The 16,177-nt window shown below is 61.5% G+C and carries 13 protein-coding genes; 8 read left to right on the top strand and 5 right to left on the bottom strand.

Annotated features, from left to right (window positions below):
• Positions 1-257 precede the first annotated feature (257 nt).
• Positions 258-1,922: a bifunctional diguanylate cyclase/phosphodiesterase gene (locus tag K0P33_RS31300; RefSeq protein WP_094948724.1), complete on the top strand. Its 1,665-nt coding sequence runs from the start codon at positions 258-260 to the stop codon at positions 1,920-1,922.
• Positions 1,923-2,048: 126 nt separating this feature from the next.
• Here the strand turns inward: K0P33_RS31300 and K0P33_RS31295 are convergent, their stop codons facing one another.
• Positions 2,049-3,452, bottom strand: coding sequence for a NorM family multidrug efflux MATE transporter (locus K0P33_RS31295; RefSeq protein ID WP_094948725.1), 1,404 nt, complete (start codon positions 3,450-3,452; stop codon positions 2,049-2,051).
• A gap of 137 nt (positions 3,453-3,589) precedes the next feature.
• Between K0P33_RS31295 and K0P33_RS31290 the strand changes: the two genes are divergently transcribed.
• Positions 3,590-4,510 (top strand): LysR substrate-binding domain-containing protein, encoded by a 921-nt coding sequence (locus K0P33_RS31290; protein WP_094948726.1) that lies wholly within the window; start codon positions 3,590-3,592, stop codon positions 4,508-4,510.
• Between the two features lie 175 nt (positions 4,511-4,685).
• On the top strand, positions 4,686-6,662 hold the full coding sequence (locus K0P33_RS31285; protein ID WP_094948727.1) for a methyl-accepting chemotaxis protein: 1,977 nt from the start codon (positions 4,686-4,688) through the stop codon (positions 6,660-6,662).
• A 48-nt stretch (positions 6,663-6,710) separates the two neighbouring features.
• On the opposite strand, the gene K0P33_RS31280 is transcribed toward K0P33_RS31285, so the two are convergent.
• Entirely contained in the window at positions 6,711-8,210 is a 1,500-nt protein-coding gene (locus K0P33_RS31280; protein ID WP_242153466.1) for a PLP-dependent aminotransferase family protein, read from the bottom strand.
• A gap of 142 nt (positions 8,211-8,352) precedes the next feature.
• Here K0P33_RS31280 and K0P33_RS31275 point away from each other — a divergent pair, with 142 nt between their 5' ends.
• On the top strand, positions 8,353-9,600 hold the full coding sequence (locus tag K0P33_RS31275) for a benzoate/H(+) symporter BenE family transporter (RefSeq protein WP_242153464.1): 1,248 nt from the start codon (positions 8,353-8,355) through the stop codon (positions 9,598-9,600).
• A gap of 78 nt (positions 9,601-9,678) precedes the next feature.
• Here K0P33_RS31275 and K0P33_RS31270 read toward each other — a convergent pair whose 3' ends face one another.
• Entirely contained in the window at positions 9,679-10,593 is a 915-nt protein-coding gene (locus K0P33_RS31270) for an ABC transporter six-transmembrane domain-containing protein (RefSeq protein WP_094948730.1), read from the bottom strand.
• 113 nt (positions 10,594-10,706) lie between these two features.
• Between K0P33_RS31270 and K0P33_RS31265 the strand changes: the two genes are divergently transcribed.
• On the top strand, positions 10,707-11,285 hold the full coding sequence (locus K0P33_RS31265; protein ID WP_094948731.1) for a TetR family transcriptional regulator C-terminal domain-containing protein: 579 nt from the start codon (positions 10,707-10,709) through the stop codon (positions 11,283-11,285).
• 128 nt (positions 11,286-11,413) lie between these two features.
• Here the strand turns inward: K0P33_RS31265 and K0P33_RS31260 are convergent, their stop codons facing one another.
• Positions 11,414-12,910 carry a YifB family Mg chelatase-like AAA ATPase gene (locus K0P33_RS31260; RefSeq protein ID WP_094948732.1) on the bottom strand — a complete coding sequence of 499 codons (1,497 nt, stop codon included), beginning with the start codon at positions 12,908-12,910 and terminating at the stop codon, positions 11,414-11,416.
• Positions 12,911-13,124: 214 nt separating this feature from the next.
• Entirely contained in the window at positions 13,125-13,388 is a 264-nt protein-coding gene (locus tag K0P33_RS31255) for an accessory factor UbiK family protein (protein WP_242153461.1), read from the bottom strand.
• 420 nt (positions 13,389-13,808) lie between these two features.
• Here K0P33_RS31255 and glnK point away from each other — a divergent pair, with 420 nt between their 5' ends.
• The 3 genes from glnK to K0P33_RS31240 all read left to right on the top strand — a co-directional run bounded on the left by glnK (position 13,809) and on the right by K0P33_RS31240 (position 16,159).
• Positions 13,809-14,147 (top strand): P-II family nitrogen regulator, encoded by a 339-nt coding sequence (glnK, locus tag K0P33_RS31250; RefSeq protein WP_002555808.1) that lies wholly within the window; start codon positions 13,809-13,811, stop codon positions 14,145-14,147.
• Between the two features lie 34 nt (positions 14,148-14,181).
• Positions 14,182-15,522, top strand: a complete 1,341-nt coding sequence (locus K0P33_RS31245; protein WP_094948734.1) for an ammonium transporter — start codon at positions 14,182-14,184, stop codon at positions 15,520-15,522.
• Between the two features lie 211 nt (positions 15,523-15,733).
• Positions 15,734-16,159, top strand: coding sequence for a secondary thiamine-phosphate synthase enzyme YjbQ (locus K0P33_RS31240; RefSeq protein WP_242153459.1), 426 nt, complete (start codon positions 15,734-15,736; stop codon positions 16,157-16,159).
• Positions 16,160-16,177: the final 18 nt, after the last annotated feature.

The raw sequence follows: 16,177 nt of genomic DNA, 5'->3' as shown, positions 1-16,177 counted from the left end.
ACAGAATTTTAGGAGTCGTTGTTCAAAAGGGCGGGCATTTTAACAGGCTCGCAGGATTCTGCTCTCACAGAACGACAGTGTGACGTACCACTCGATCTAAATTTGCCGGTTTTGATACTTTGCCGCAGGATGTAGGGGGCTTTTTGAGGCTAATCCTTACAGCCAGCGTATTTGATAACCCTTATCATTGGTGATTATCAGGCCGCGCGTCATAATGCCGGCCGCCAACGAAATTTTGCAGAGTCTAGGGAGCTAGCTTGTCTACGCCTGTCGAACCCTTGCGTTTGCTGCTACTGGCCGATGAGCCAGCGTGGGCAGCGTTGTTGCGCGAGTGCCTGGTGCCGATGGGCGATGGGGCTGTGCTGATCAGCGCGCCCAACTGGGACTCGGTGAGCCGTCTGTTCGATGACGACCACACTGCTGTGCTACTGACCACGCCCAATCTGCAACCCGGCCCCGGCCGTTGCAACTTGCCGTGTGTGTTGCTGTTGGAACAGGAACCGCTGGTTTCGCCCGTGGGCGTGAGCGATTGGTTGATCCTCAATGCATTGGATGCCGATATATTGCGCCGCTGCCTGCGCCATGTCCGCGAGCGTGGCGTGCTGGAGGCCACCTTGCAGCGCCTGGCCGAACAGGACCCGCTCACCGGTATCGCCAATCGCCAGGGGTTCCAGACCTTGCTGGCGGCGCGGCTGGCTGAAAACGAAGGCCGTGGCCTGGCCCTCGGCCATCTCGACCTCGACAATTTCCGGCATGCCAACGACGCATTAGGCCACCAGGCCGGTGACCGGCTTATCCTGCAAGTGGTCTCGCGCCTCAAGAGCCAGCTCGAAGCTGGCGACCAACTGGCGCGCCTGGGCAGCGACGAATTCGCCCTGCTGATTGATACCCGCCGCGCGCCCCAGCGTGCTGAATGGATGGCTGAACGCATCACCGAAGCCATGGCCGAACCCTATTGGGTCGACGGCGAAAGCCTGCTGATCGGCTGCAGCCTGGGTGTGGCGCATGCCCGCGCGCGCGCCGGCGCCGACCCGTTGATGTGGCACGCGCACATCGCCATGCAGCAAGCCAAAAGCACCCAAGGCTGCACGTTTCATATCTTCAACGAACGCATCAACCGCAACGCGCGCAGCCTGGCCGACCTGGAAAGTGAATTGCGCCGTGCGTTGCGCCGTGACGAGTTGGAACTGCATTACCAACCGCGCCTGGACCTGGACGATGGGCATATCGTCGGCCTGGAAGCCTTGGTGCGCTGGCGCCACGGTGAGCGTGGGTTGTTGCCGCCCAGCGAATTTGTGCCGTTGGCCGAACAGAGTGGCCTGATCGTACCGTTGGGTTACTGGGTAATCTCCCGAGCCCTGCGCGACATGCAAAACCTGCGCGAACGCGGCCTGCCGCCGCTGCACATGGCGGTCAACCTGTCGTTTCGCCAGTTCCAGGACAGCCAATTGCTCTCAACCCTCAGCCGGCTGATTGCCGAGCGCGGTGTGGAGGCGCAGTGGCTGGAGTTTGAACTGACCGAAACCGCCGTGATGCGCCGCAGTGACTTGGTCAAACAGACCATGGACGCCCTCGGCCGCTTGGGTGTGCGGTTTTCCCTGGATGACTTCGGCACCGGGTTTTCGTCGTTTGTGCACCTCAACAGCCTGCCCATTGCCTTGCTGAAGATCGACAAGAGCTTTGTCGGCGGTATGGAAGAGCGCGAAGAAAACCGCAAGCTGGTGCACGCCATGATCAACCTGGCCCACAACCTCAACCTGGAAGTGGTGGCCGAAGGCGTGGAAACCCCTGAGCAGCTGGCGCTGTTGCGGTTGTTCGGCTGCGACCAGGCCCAGGGTTACTTGATCAGCAAGCCGTTGCCGTTGCCGGAGTTGGTGGAATATTTGACGTTCGGCAAGAGCCAGCAGGCGCTGCTGGGTTAGGTTGCGAACCCAATCAACACTGTGGGAGCTGGCTTGCCTGCGATGGCATCACCTGGTTATGCCTGACACACCGAGGTGCCTGCCATCGCAGGCAAGCCAGCTCCCACATTGACCGAGTACATCCTATTAGTCAGGTTGCATGGCTTGGAATACAGGCTGTATTTCCGGCTCCCGGCGAATCATCCGCTTCATCTTCGCCTCAAACGCCCACGTCAGGCTGACTGCCGCACACGCCAGGCCTAGCGCCAAGCCCCACCACACGCCGGTCGGCCCCCAGCCGAGGGTGAACGCCATCAACCACGCGGCCGGCGCGCCGATCAGCCAATAGCAGCCCAAGCCCACCAGAAAGGTGGTCTTGGCATCTTTCAGCCCACGGATGCAGCCCATGGCGATGGTCTGCACACCGTCGAACAACTCAAACCACGCGGCTACGGCCAGCAAGCTGACGGCCAGGACGATAACGTCATGGAACGCCGGGTCGTTATGGTCGAGAAATAACCCGATAAGCGCATCGGAAAACAGCCACAACACTGCCGCAAATCCCAACATCACCACCGCGCCAAAGCCGATACCAACCCGCCCCGCCATGCGCGCCTGCAGCAACTGCCCGGCGCCGTAATGCTGGCCGATGCGCATGGTGATCGCGTACGACATCCCCGCCGGCACCATGAACGCCACCGAAACAATCTGCAGGGCAATCTGATGCGCCGCCAATTGCGTACTGCCCATGGTGCCCATGCACAGCGCGGCGAAGGCAAACAAGCCGACTTCCACCGCGTAGGTGCCGCCAATCGGCAGGCCCAGGCGCCACAGCTCGCGCAGATACTGGGTGTTGAGGCGCAGCAGGCCCGAACTCAGTGGGTAGGCCGCATACGCCCGGTTACTGCGGATGTACCACATCAGCGCCAGGGCCATGCCGTTGGCGACAATGGCCGTGACCAGGCCGATGCCCATCAAACCGAGTTTCGGCAGGCCGAACATGCCCTCGATCAGCGCATGGTTGAGGAAGTAGTTGAGCACCGTGCCGCACAGGCTGATCACCATCACCGGCGTGGCCTTGCCGATGGCACTGGTAAAACCGCGCAACGCCATGAAGCTCAGGTAGCCGGGCAGGGCGAACGGCAGGATGGTCAGGAATTGCCCCGCCGCGTGCACGTTGGTTTCGGTTTGGCCAAACATCAGCAGCACCGGCTTGAGGTTCCACAGCAGCAAGCCGGCCACCAAGGCCATCAGCCAGGCGAGCCAAAGCCCGGCCTGGGTCAGGCGAGTGGCGCCTTCGATGTCGCCCGCGCCGTGGCGGATGGCCACGAGGGTGCCGACGGCGGCAATCACGCCGATGCAGAAAATCGCCACGAACGAATAGCTCGCCGCGCCCAGGCCGCCACCGGCCAAGGCTTCGGGGCTCAGGCGGGCCATCATCAGGGTGTCGGTCAGCACCATCAGCATGTGCGCCAACTGTGAGGCAATCAACGGCCCTGACAGCCGCAGAATGGCCCAGAGTTCAGTACGCACCGGAGGCTGCATGATCATCACGCTCAAAAAGTCGAAGGGTTGGGAAAGGGTTGATTCTCGGCGCTCCTGACGCATTACACAAAAGGATAAAAGCGATCGTTTACATGATTAAAACTCATGGTAGGGTTCGGTATTGCCCTGTCGCAGGTTCATTTATGCCACGTCGTCTCCCCCCGCTTTATGCCCTGCGCGCATTCGAGGCAGCCTCACGGCACAACTCCTTCACCCGGGCGGCGCAGGAACTGTCGATCACGCAAAGTGCCGTCAGCCGGCATATCCGCACGCTCGAAGAGCATTTCGCCTGCCGCCTGTTCCAGCGTAGCGGCCGCAACCTGCAGCTCACCGAAGCGGCGCGCCTGCTGCTGCCCGGCGTGCGTGAGGGCTTCGCCGCCTTGGAGCGGGCCTGTCATACCCTGAATGCCGAAGACGACATCCTGCGCATGAAAGCGCCATCGACCCTGACCATGCGCTGGTTGCTGGCGCGCCTCAGCCGCTTCCGGGCGTTGCAGCCGGGCAATGAGGTGCAACTGACCAGTGCGTGGATGAGCGTGGATGAAGTGGACTTCAACCAGGAGCCGTTCGATTGCGCGGTATTGCTCAGCTACGGGCATTTTCCGGCGGACTGGGAGGCCAGCTACCTGTTCCCCGAGCTGCTGATCCCGGTGGGCGCACCGAACCTGCTGGAAGACGGGCCCTGGGATGTCACACGCCTGGCGTCCGCTGAGCTGCTGCACCCAACGCCCGACCGCCGCGACTGGCGCAATTGGCTCGAGCGCATGGGGCTGTCGTCCCAGGTGTCGCTCAAGGGCGGGCAAGTGTTCGACACCCTCGAATTGGGCATGATCGCTGCCGCGCGCGGGTACGGCGTCTCTATGGGCGACCTGCTGATGGTGGCCGAAGACGTGGCCCAGGGGCGATTGAGCCTGCCGTGGCCGACAGCGGTGGCGAGTGGGGAAAATTACTATTTGGTGTGGCCTAAAACCCGTCCCGGCGGTGAACGCTTACGGCGGTTGGCGGAGTTTCTCCAGGGTGAGGTCAAGGCCATGGAATTGCCCCAGGTCGAGCGCCTCGACTGAGGCGCTACACACCTTTGTGCAATCGTTTGCGCGATACCCCTGTGAATCGCTCAAGTATTGCCCGCGCCCGCCGAAGAAGGTGTGTTGGAACGCACCGTGCCAACGTTTCCCACCCGATAATTTGCCGAGCAGCGCTAAGAGATCAGGATGATCCTGGCCTCGGCCAGGAGCTGTCATGTCTCAACCTCGTGCTCGGATTGCCTCCCAGTTAGGCCTCGCACTCGCCGTGATTCTGGCTGTCGTTATCAGCGGCAGTACGGTTTTCGCCCTGCGTTCCCTCGACTCTGCCAACCTCGACACGCGCGAGGAGCACCTGGCCAGCGAGGCGCGCTTGCTTGCTGACCAACTCAATACCTTCCACAGCACCTTGCGCGAAAGTACCCAGCGTTTGAGCGGGCTGTTTGAAAAGCGCTTCGGCGCCGGTTTGAGTGTGCGTGGGGAGCAGCAGGTCACGGTGGCTGGCGTACAGACACCGAGCCTGTTCTTGGGCCTCGACCTGTTGAACAACAATTTCGATGAGGTCGATGAATTCAAGGACACCTCCGGCGGTGTGGCCACCGTATTCGTGCGCAGCGGCGAAGACTTCATTCGCGTCAGCACATCCCTGACCAAACAAGACGGCAGTCGCGCCATCGGTACGGCCCTGGACCACCAGCATCCGGCTTATCAACGGCTGCTCGCCGGGCAGAGTTATGTCGGCCGTGCTGTGCTGTTCGACCGCTCCTACATGACCCAGTACACCCCTGTGCGCGATGCTGCCGGCAAGGTGATTGCGGTGCTGTTTGTCGGTTTCGACTACACCGACGCGCAGAAGGCCCAGTTCGATAACCTCAAGCGCTTCCGTATCGGCCAGACCGGCTCCCTGGCCTTGTTGGACGAACAGAAACACTGGCTGGTGCCACCGGCCGGCGTGCAGGCGCTGGACCAGGCGATCCCGGTGATGCTCGACCTGGCCAAGAACCCAGGCAAAGGCAGCTTCTGGAGCGACAAGAACGAAGATTTCTACAGTGTCTCGGTACCGTTCGACGGCGGCCCGTGGGCGGTGGTGGCGAGCATGCCGAAGTCCGAAATCCGCGCAGTGACCTGGGCGGTGGGTATTCGCCTGGTGATCGGCAGCGTGCTGGCGATGTTGCTGGCGGTAGGCGCGGCGGTGTGGTTGCTGCGCAGCAAATTGCAGCCGCTGAGTGACTTGGTACGCCAAGCCGAAGCCCTCGGCGCGGGTGATTTGAGCGCGCGTCTCAATGTGTCCAGCCATGATGAAATCGGCCAATTGGCGCGCAGCTTCAACCAGATGGGTGAAGCGCTGTCGACCATGGTCTCGCATATCCGCAAGGCCGCCGAAGAGGTCAACGGCCGTGCCCAGGCGTTGTCCGGTTTGTCGGGTGGCGCCTATGAAGGCATGGAGCAGCAGTCCGGCGAGATCACCAGCATGGCCGGCGCGGTGGAAGAATTTAGCGCCACCTCGCTGAACATCGCCGACAACATGGGCAACACCGAGCGGTTGGCCCAGGAAAACGCGCAGCAAACCCGCATCGGCCGGACCTCGATGCAAGAGGCCTCGTCGTCGCTGGAACATATCGCCACCGCGCTGAACAGCACGGCCACGGTGATCAATACCTTGGGCCAGCGCTCCCAGGAAATCGGCGGGATCGTGGGTGTGATCACCTCGATTGCCGAACAGACCAACCTGTTGGCGCTCAACGCGGCTATCGAAGCCGCCCGCGCCGGTGAACAAGGCCGCGGTTTTGCCGTGGTCGCCGACGAAGTGCGCAACCTGGCCTCGCGCACCCGCCAGGCCACCGATGAAATTTCCGGGATGATCCAAAGCATCCAGCAGGAAACCGGCAACGCCATCAGCACCATGGAACACGGCAACGTGTTGATGCAGGAAGGCCTGTCGCTCAACGCCGACGTGGCTTCGGCCCTGGCGCGGATCGACGAGCAAAGCCGCTCGGCGGGTCAGCAATTTGCGGCGATCACCACCGCTACCCAAGAGCAGAGCAGCACCGCGACCTTGCTGAGCAGCAACTTGCAGAGCATTGCGCTGGCCAACAGCGAGCAGCGTGAAGTGGTGTCGAACCTGGCGATTACCGCTAAGGAGCTGGAGACCTTGGCGGCAGGTTTGCGGCATGAAGTAGACCGGTTTCGCTGAAGGCGACACAAAAGCGCCCGCTACTGAGCAGCCCCTGTGGGCGCTGGGCTAGCGGGTTTTGAGCGCGTTCGCCAGGCGCAGCATGGCGGTTTCGATTTCATGTGCGGTCAAGGACGAGTAGCCCAATAGCCAGCCCTGTTTCTTTTCGTCACCGGCATACAGTCGGCTGAGACCGGGCAGTTGCACGCCTGCGCTGGCGGCCTGGCGGATGGTTGTTTCTTCCGACCAACCTTCATGCAACACGCAGGGGATTTGCAGGCCTCCCTGGGGCCGAGATGCCGTGACGACATCGCCCAGGTGCTTGCCGATGGCGTCGAGCATGATGGCTTGGCGCCCGGCATAGAGTTTGCGCATCGCGCGTACATGGGCGTTGTAGTGACCGTCCTCCATAAAGCGCGCCAGTGTCAGTTGCAGGATTTGCGGCGTGTGGCCGTCCATCATGCTGCGGGCGTAGGTGAAGGCTTTGGTCAGTTCATGGGGCAGCACCATGTAGCCCATGCGCAAGCCGGGGTAGAGGGTCTTGCTGAAGGTGCCGATGTAAAGCGTGCGCTGATACTTGTCCAGGCCCTGCACGCAGGCAGTGGGTTTGCCGTCGTAGTGAAACTCGCTGTCGTAGTCATCCTCGATGATCCATTTGCCTTTTTCCGCGGCCCAGTTGATCAATTCAAAACGTCGCTCCAGCGTTAACGTGGCGCCGGTCGGGTATTGATGAGAGGGCGTGACATACACGCAATTGGCGCCGCTGCGGTCGGCGTGCAGCAGGTCGGTGCGTATGCCCTGACCATCGACATCGATGGGCACTACCTTGGTCTCGGCGGTTTCAAAGGCTTTCCTGGCGCCAAAGTAACCCGGATTCTCCAGCAGGATCGGTTTGCCGACGTCCACTAGCAACTGCGCACACAGAAACAGGGCCTGGCGAGTGCTGCTCAGCACCACCACCTGATTGGGGGAGCACTTGGCCCCACGTTCGAGGTTCAAGTAGGTGGCGATGGCGTTGCGTAACGGCTCGGCCCCTTGCGGGTCACCGTGCAACAGCACGCTACTGCGACAGTCTTTCATCACCTGGCGTTGCAGGCGCTCCCAAACGTCGGTCGGGAAGGAGCGGGTTTCGGGCAGGCCAGTGGCGAATGCTTTGATTACCTGTTGGTCGCACACGCCACCGCTGTCGAGGATCATTCGCCCCCGCTGGCTCAAGCCGGCGCCGCTTATCGCCTGGCTGCTTTTGACTTCCTGCGCCTTGATGCGTCGGCGGGAGGCGCCGCGCAATTGGGCGCCTACGGCCTCGCACACATAACTGCCGGAGCCCTCGCGCCGTACGATGAAACCATCGCGTTGCAACTGCACGTAGGCGTTCTCCACCGTATCGCGGGCAATGCCTAATGACTTGGCCAGTACCCGCGTCGCGGGCAGCTTCAGGCCGGGCGCAAGCGCCCCGTCGAGGATAAGCGCACGCAGTGCGCGCTGAATGCGTTGGTGCAGATCCAGAAGCTGAAACTCTTCCTCGTTGAGCCGCATCTGCAGCGTTTCCAGCTCGAAGGTTTTCGCCATGCGGTCTGCCCCATTTGGATGAATTGGTCTGCAACAGCAGGCCAGTCTAGCCGTAGGCTTGCACCTGTGTCTCAGGCTTTCCCCCGATAACTGACCCATCAGGCGAGGCTCAATCCCTCTTATTGCAAGGAGCAACACACCCATGTCTTCTCTGGTATCGCCGTCGTCGCTACGCCTGCGCGACCTTTTCCCGCCCGTGATTGCGGGGCTGATTTCAGTCATCGTCAATTATGGCGGCACGTTTATTCTGGTGTTTCAGGCTGCCAAGGTGGCCGGGCTCAGTCCCGAACTGACAGCCTCGTGGGTTTGGTCGATTTCAATTGGCGTTGGCGTGACCGGGCTGTTTCTCAGTTGGCTGAGCCGTGAACCGATTATCACCGCGTGGTCGACCCCCGCCGCAGCGTTTCTGGTGGTCGCGCTCTCTACCACGCCCTACGCCGAGGCGGTCGGCGCTTACATGATTTCAGCCGCTGCGTTTGTACTACTGGGGCTGTCCGGCTTCTTTGAAAAAGTCATTCGGCTGGTTCCGCCGGGCATTGCTGCGGCCATGCTGGCGGGCATTCTGCTGCAGTTTGGCATCGGCGCGTTTGGTGGCATGAGCCTGGACCCTGTCTTGGTCGGGTTGTTGATTGCCGCTTATGGGGTACTCAAGCGGTTTACCGCCCGCTACGCCGTCGTTGGCATTTTGGTGCTGGGGTTGGCATTTCTGCTGCTGCAGGGGCGCGTGGATCTGTCGAGCCTGTCCTTGCAGTTGGCCGCGCCGGTATTCACCGCGCCGCAGTTCTCGCTCAATGCGCTGCTCAGTGTGGCGCTCCCGCTGTTTCTGATCACCCTCACGGGCCAGTACATGCCGGGCATGCTGGTATTGCGCAACGATGGTTTCAAGACCAGCGCCAACCCGATCCTGACGGTTACCGGGCTGGGCTCGTTGTTAATGGCACCGTTCGGCTCTCACGCGTTCAACGTCGCAGCGATCACCGCCGCCATTTGCACTGGCAAGGAAGCTTCGCAGGATCCGCACAAGCGTTGGGTCGCGGGGGTTGCCGCAGGTGTGTTCTACATACTCGTCGGGGTTTTCGGGGTGACGCTGGCCGCCGTATTCATGGCGCTCCCGGCGGCGTTCATTACCACACTGGCCGGGTTGGCCCTGCTTGGCACCATCGGCGCCAGCCTGGCCAACGCTATGGCTGACGTCACATCCCGTGAAGCCTCGCTGATCACCTTCCTGGCGTGCGCCGCAAATATCACCCTACTGGGGATCGGTGGAGCGTTTTGGGGATTGCTGATCGGATTGGCCGCGTACGCGCTGCTCAATGGCCGCTTGCCACGTCGCAGCGGGCAGGTTGCGCCGGTTTCCGAGGCGGTGGTGACGGCCAAGGAAGGGGCCTAATGATGGGTGCCCCTCCAGTAGAAATCGCCAAGGCCTGCGAGTGGCCAAGGCGCTGGATAATGGGGCGGTGACCGATACCTAGCGCTCGCCCAGGCCTGGGTCCACGCGCTTGCCGATATCCTTGAGGCGCGCCAGTTGATCGACCATGCCTGGCGCCTCGTCCAGGCTGCTGACGAAGGTCCACAGGTAAGTCATCACGGCGTACACGTGGCCGGCCTTGACTGCCGGCGACAGCGCCAACTGACTGATCGCGACCACAAACAGCAGGGCTGCCAGCGTACCGATAAACAGGAACGCGGCGGCTTCGCGGTCAGACAGCCAGATGCGCAGGCGCGACAGTACTTGATAGTGGCGCTGCAAGGTCTGTGCGCCGACCTTTTCCACCAGGCCGATTTCCTTCTCCAGGCGGTCGTTCAAGCGTTCATGCAGCTCCTGATTGCGCCGTGCAAAGCGTGGCAGCAAGGTGGTGCACAACAGCAACGCGGTCAGGCATGCCAGGCCGATCCACGGTTCGATCACCAACAACATCACCGCCGCGCCGACGATCGACACCAACGCCGTGGCGATGATCGGCACGTGTTTTTCGAAGAAGTCGACAAAGTCCCGTGCCAACACCACCCGCGCCGCAGCCCGTGAGGTGCTGTGGTTTTGCAGGCGCTGATTGAGGATCACCGGCACCGCGAGGTCGGCATAGATCCGCGTGAACGTGCGCGTGTCCAACGCCCGACGCGCCGCCCCGACGACCCAGAACGCCAAGACTACGGCGGCGTAGAACAACGCGCTGCCGGCATCGCCACGGATAATTGAATCCACCGCGAACCCGGCAAACAGCGGGTACGCCAGCAGCAGCGCATTCTCCAGTGCAACCAGCGACAAGGTGCAGAACAGCTTGCCGGGATAAGCCCGAGCGATGGCTTTCAACGTCTGGCTGGCGGACTGTTGGCCGATTTTCTTGCTTTCTTCGATCAGAATTTTCGGGGTGGCGGATGACATGGGGTGCACCAAAGGAGTGATAGACGCTATTATTGAGCGACTGCTCAAGTATCCTTGAGCGATCGCTCAAAAAGCAAGCGCCGTTTATCTACCGGCGCCTGAAGGAATTGCCCATGTCGCGTATCGACCGTAAAGACCAGATCATCGCCGCTGCCCTGGAACTGTTTCGCAGCAAGGGGTTTGCCGATGTGTCCACCCGCGACTTGGCCGAACATGCCGGCCTGTCGCGCAGCCACGTCTACCACTACTTCAGCGACTGGAACGAATTGCGCCGCGAAGCCTTTGTGCGTTTTGCCAATGAGCAACTGGATGAAGTGCGCGCGCCGCTGGTGGGCTTGCCGCCGCTTGAGGCGCTGGTGGGTTTCTTGCGCGACTGCCTGCCGTGTACCGCCGATGCCGGCTGGGCACTGTGGCTGGACGCCTGGGACGAGGCGATGCACGACCCGCAAATGGCCCAGGCGTATTTGGTGATCAACGCCCAATGGCAGGGCATGCTCGCCGAGGTGATCGAACAGGGCGTCGCCGCTGGCGTGTTCCGGTGTGATTCGCCCCAGCGCGCTGCCCGGCAGATCTTCGCGATGGCGATGGGTTATGCCGATGACCTGATGTTGAATCCCTCCACCGAGTCGGCGGAGTCGGTGTTGGATGAGGTGATGGAGGTGGCGAGGCTGTTGCTGGATTTGCGCGCCTAGGCCTCCGCACCACTTTTAGCGGCCACCGCATTCTTCTGTGGCGAGCGGGCTTGTTGTGGCGAGCGGGCTTGCCAAAACAATCCTGCTCGCCACGACAGCCGACGTGCCGCAGATTTTGGATTTTCAAGCTAGCCCACCGCTGCAGGCCGGTACTGCAATGCCTCGGCCAAATGATGCCGAGTGATGTGCTCAACCCGCTCAAGGTCGGCCAGCGTGCGCGCCACCTTGAGCAAACGGTGAGCCGCTCGCAACGACAACGTCAGCCGCTCGCAGGCGCTTTCCAGCCAGCTTTCATCGGCTTTCGCCAGTTGGCAATGTTTGCGTAGCCCGGGCAGATCAAGGAAGGCATTGGCGCAGCCCTGGCGCTTTAGTTGGCGCTCGCGGGCTTCGGCAACCTCAGCCGAGGCCTTCGCCGTGTTATCGCCAGGCTGTTGGGCCGGGTTAAGTGCCGTGGTTTCCCGGGCGACGGTCAGGTGCAAGTCGATCCGGTCCAGCAACGGCCCTGAGAGTTTATTGCGATAGCGCTGGATCTGCTCCGGCGTACACCGACAGCGTCCACTGGGTTCGCCCAAATAGCCGCAAGGGCAGGGGTTCATGGCGGCCACCAGTTGAAAGCGTGCCGGGAAACTCACCCGGTCGCGCGCACGGGAAATCACGATATGCCCCGACTCAAGCGGTTCGCGCAGCACTTCCAGGACCTTGCGATCGAACTCCGGCAACTCATCCAGAAACAACACACCATGATGGGCGAGGGTGATTTCCCCCGGTTGCGGTTTTGACCCGCCGCCCACCAGTGCCGGCCCCGACGCCGAATGGTGCGGCTGGCGAAACGGGCGGTGCGGCCAATGGCTCAGCGGCGCGAGGCTGACCACCGACTGAATCGCCGCCACTTCCAAGGCTTCCTGTTCACTCAACGGCGGCAGCAAACCGGGCAAGCGGCTGGCGAGCAAGGTTTTGCCGGTGCCAGGTGGCCCGCTAAACAGCAGGTTATGCGCGCCTGCTGCCGCAATCAGCAGCGCGCGCTTAGCCGCCAACTGCCCTTGTACTTCGCTAAGGTCTGGATAGGGTTTATTCAAGTACAGCAGGCCATCGGACTTGTAAGGCTCAATCGGCACATGCCCATTCAAGTGCGCCACCACCTGTAGCAAGTGATCCACCGCAATCACCTTTAACCCCGACGCCAAGCACGCCTCCTCGGCATTCGCCCGAGGCACTATCACGGTGCGTCCGGCCTTGCGCGCCGCCAGCGCTGCCGGTAACACCCCTTTCACTGCTCGCACCTCGCCGGACAGTGCCAACTCGCCCAGGCATTCCACGTCATCGAGCATCAATGCCGGCACCTGCACACTGGCTGCCAGAATCCCGAGGGCAATCGCCAAATCAAACCGCCCGCCGTCCTTGGGCAGGTCGGCGGGCGCGAGGTTGAGGGTGATGCGCCGGGCTGGATATTGCAGCGCCGAGTTGAGAATGGCGCTGCGCACGCGGTCTTTGCTTTCCTTGACGGCGGTTTCCGGCAGGCCCACCAATGTCAGGGACGGCAGACCATTGGCCATATGCACTTCGACGGTGACGGCAGGGGCTTCGACGCCAATTTGGGCGCGGCTGTGGACGATGGCGAGGGACATGCTCGTTCCTTGAAAGAGAGGCCGCTTCCTGCGGGTTTTTCAAGGGTAGACGAGGCGGGGAAGAGCGAAGTGGGGGAGGTTTTACAGAACGTATCCGGAGTCGTTCGCAGAGCTTTACGTGGGGGCTGGCTTGCCTGCGATGCAGACGCCTCGGTGTATCAGGCAGACTGAGGCGATACTTTCGCAGGCAAGCCAGCTCCCACACTGACCGCGTTTATTCAGCAGACGGCGGCATCAACTTGGCTTCCAACTCCGCCACTTTAGCCTCCAGGCTCTCCAACCGCGCACGCGTGCGGGCCAGCACCACCATTTGGCTGTCAAACTCTTCCCGGCTTACCAGGTCGAGTTTGCTGAAGCCGCTTTGCAGCAGCGCCTTGAACTGGCTTTCGATTTCGTTGCGGGGCAGCGGGGTGTCGCCGCTGAACAGGCGAGAGGCGTGGCCGCTCAGGGCGTCGAGGAGGTCTTTGGGCGCGAGCATGGGAAATATTCCGGAAAACTGTTGGCGGGCAGTGTATCACGCAGCGTCTATAGTCCTTTCACGGCCGCGGGCGCACGCTTTTCGCGCAGAGGCTCGGGCGGCGATGCACTGTTTTTGTGCGCATTGCAGCCGCCAATACGCCCCGCAGGTGGGCATAAGTGGGCAAAGGACTGATTTCAGTGGTTTTTACGGAGCTGGCAAGGTTTCTGCTTAGACGATCATGACCCATGCACTGATGCAGTCGCTGTGACGAATGCAGTGCGCCGACGGATCAGGGGTACAGGTTTCGTCACCAGTGGTTCGCTGGCGTCGCAATGGCAACTGCCTTGTGACGACGCGTTACAAAGCCAGGCACTGCGCTTAGACTTGAGACGGGTTTGTTTTCCTGGGGCAAGTCCACCAATTCGGGAGAGAGTTTTCATGAAGCTAGTCACTGCCATCATCAAGCCGTTCAAGTTGGACGATGTACGCGAGTCACTGTCCGAGATCGGCGTGCAGGGCATTACCGTTACTGAGGTCAAAGGCTTCGGGCGGCAGAAGGGTCACACCGAGCTGTATCGCGGCGCGGAATACGTGGTCGATTTCCTGCCAAAGGTGAAGATTGATGTCGCCATTGACGACAAGGATCTTGACCGGGTTATCGAGGCGATAACCAAGGCGGCCAACACCGGCAAGATCGGTGACGGCAAGATCTTCGTGGTCAATCTGGAACAGGCTATTCGCATCCGTACCGGCGAAACCGATACCGACGCAATCTAAGCCGCCAAACCCCAACGCCCCAGGAGAAAACAATATGACTCTGCGTAAATTCGCAGGGCTAGGAGCCCTGTTGTCCCTCGTAATGCCGGCCTTGGCATTGGCGGCGGACCCAGCCCCTGCTCCAGTCCTCAATTCCGGCGACACGGCGTGGATGCTCACATCCACCGCGCTGGTGCTGTTCATGACCATTCCGGGCCTGGCGCTGTTCTACGGCGGCATGGTTCGCTCCAAAAACATTCTTTCCGTGATGATGCAGTGCTTCGCCATCACCGGCCTGATCACCATCTTGTGGTTCGTTTACGGCTACAGCATGGCGTTCGACACCACCGGTATGGAAGCAGGCGTCGTCAACCTCAACTCGTTCGTGGGCGGCCTGTCCAAACTGTTCCTGTCGGGTGTGACCCCGGCGAGCATCACCGGCCCTGCGGCGCTGTTCCCTGAGGCGGTGTTCGTCACCTTCCAGATGACGTTCGCCATCATTACTCCTGCGCTGATCGTCGGTGCTTTCGCCGAGCGTATGAAGTTCTCCGCGATGCTGATCTTCATGGGCGTCTGGTTCACCCTGGTCTACGCACCGATTGCCCACATGGTGTGGGGCGGTCCGGGTTCGTTGTTGGGCGACTGGGGCGTGCTGGACTTCGCAGGCGGCACCGTGGTGCACATTAACGCCGGTGTGGCTGGCCTGGTGGCGTGCCTGGTGCTTGGTAAGCGCAAAGGCTTCCCGACCACCCCAATGGCGCCTCACAACCTGGGTTACACCCTGGTGGGTGCGGCCATGCTGTGGGTCGGCTGGTTCGGCTTCAACGCCGGTTCCGCTGCTGCGGCCAACGGCACTGCCGGTATGGCCATGCTGGTCACCCAGATCGCTACCGCTGCTGCGGCGCTGGGTTGGATGTTCGCTGAGTGGGTCACCCACGGTAAGCCAAGCGCACTGGGCATCGCCTCGGGTGTGGTGGCGGGTCTGGTTGCCATCACCCCGGCTGCCGGCACCGTGGGCCCAATGGGCGCCCTGGTGATCGGTTTGGCGGCGGGCGTGGTGTGCTTCTTCTGCGCCACTACCCTGAAACGCAAACTGGGCTACGACGACTCGCTGGACGCCTTCGGCGTGCATGGTATCGGCGGTATCCTCGGCGCGATCCTGACCGGCGTGTTCGCTGCGCCTTCCATGGGCGGCTTCAACGCGGCGACCACTGACATCGCGGCGCAAGTCTGGATCCAGTGCAAAGGCGTGGGCTTCACCGTGATCTACACGGCTATCGTGACCTTCATCATCCTCAAGGTGCTGGATGCGGTCATGGGCCTGCGGGTTACCGAGGAAGAAGAGGCCGTGGGCCTCGACCTGGCGCAACACAACGAGCGCGGTTACAACTTGTAAGTACGCGAAAAAAAGGTGCCCGGCTTGCCGGGCATTTTTTTGCCTGGCGTTTGTCAGTGATAGGAAGCTGTACCGGTTTTTGCTCCGCGTTTGTGATGGGGCGCACACGGTACTTTTCATCGTGCAAAAGTCTTACATGCATGTAGGCGTATTCGGCACTTTGTTTTTTCCCTGAGCGCGCTAGAATGCGCGCCGATGGGCGGAGAACTGTATGTGGCAACAGACCCTGATTACCCTATGGGCCAAGCCCCGGGGCTTTCACTTGGTAACGGATGAGTTGCTCGCCGGCTTGCCTGAATTGAAGGCGTGCCGTGTGGGCCTGTTGCATTTGTGGCTGCAGCACACCTCGGCCTCGTTGACGGTCAACGAGAATGCCGACCCGGCGGTTCGCCGTGACTTCGAGCGTTTTTTCAACTCGCTGGTGCCGCAAGGGCGTGCAGGGTTCGAACACAACGACGAAGGTCCGGATGATCTGCCGGCGCACTTCAAGGCCAGTCTCCTGGGCTGCCAGCTGAGTTTGCCGGTCAAGGCCGGCCGCTTGGCGATAGGGACCTGGCAAGGTGTTTATCTGGGCGAGCACCGTGATCATGGCGGTGCTCGTAAAGTCCTCGCCACCTTGCACGGTGATGGGGCATAAGCCACTGGTTATCCAGTG

The organism is Pseudomonas sp. ArH3a (assembly GCF_022648765.1).
GTDB lineage: Bacteria > Pseudomonadota > Gammaproteobacteria > Pseudomonadales > Pseudomonadaceae > Aquipseudomonas.
This window is presented reverse-complemented; position numbering and strand designations above follow the sequence as displayed.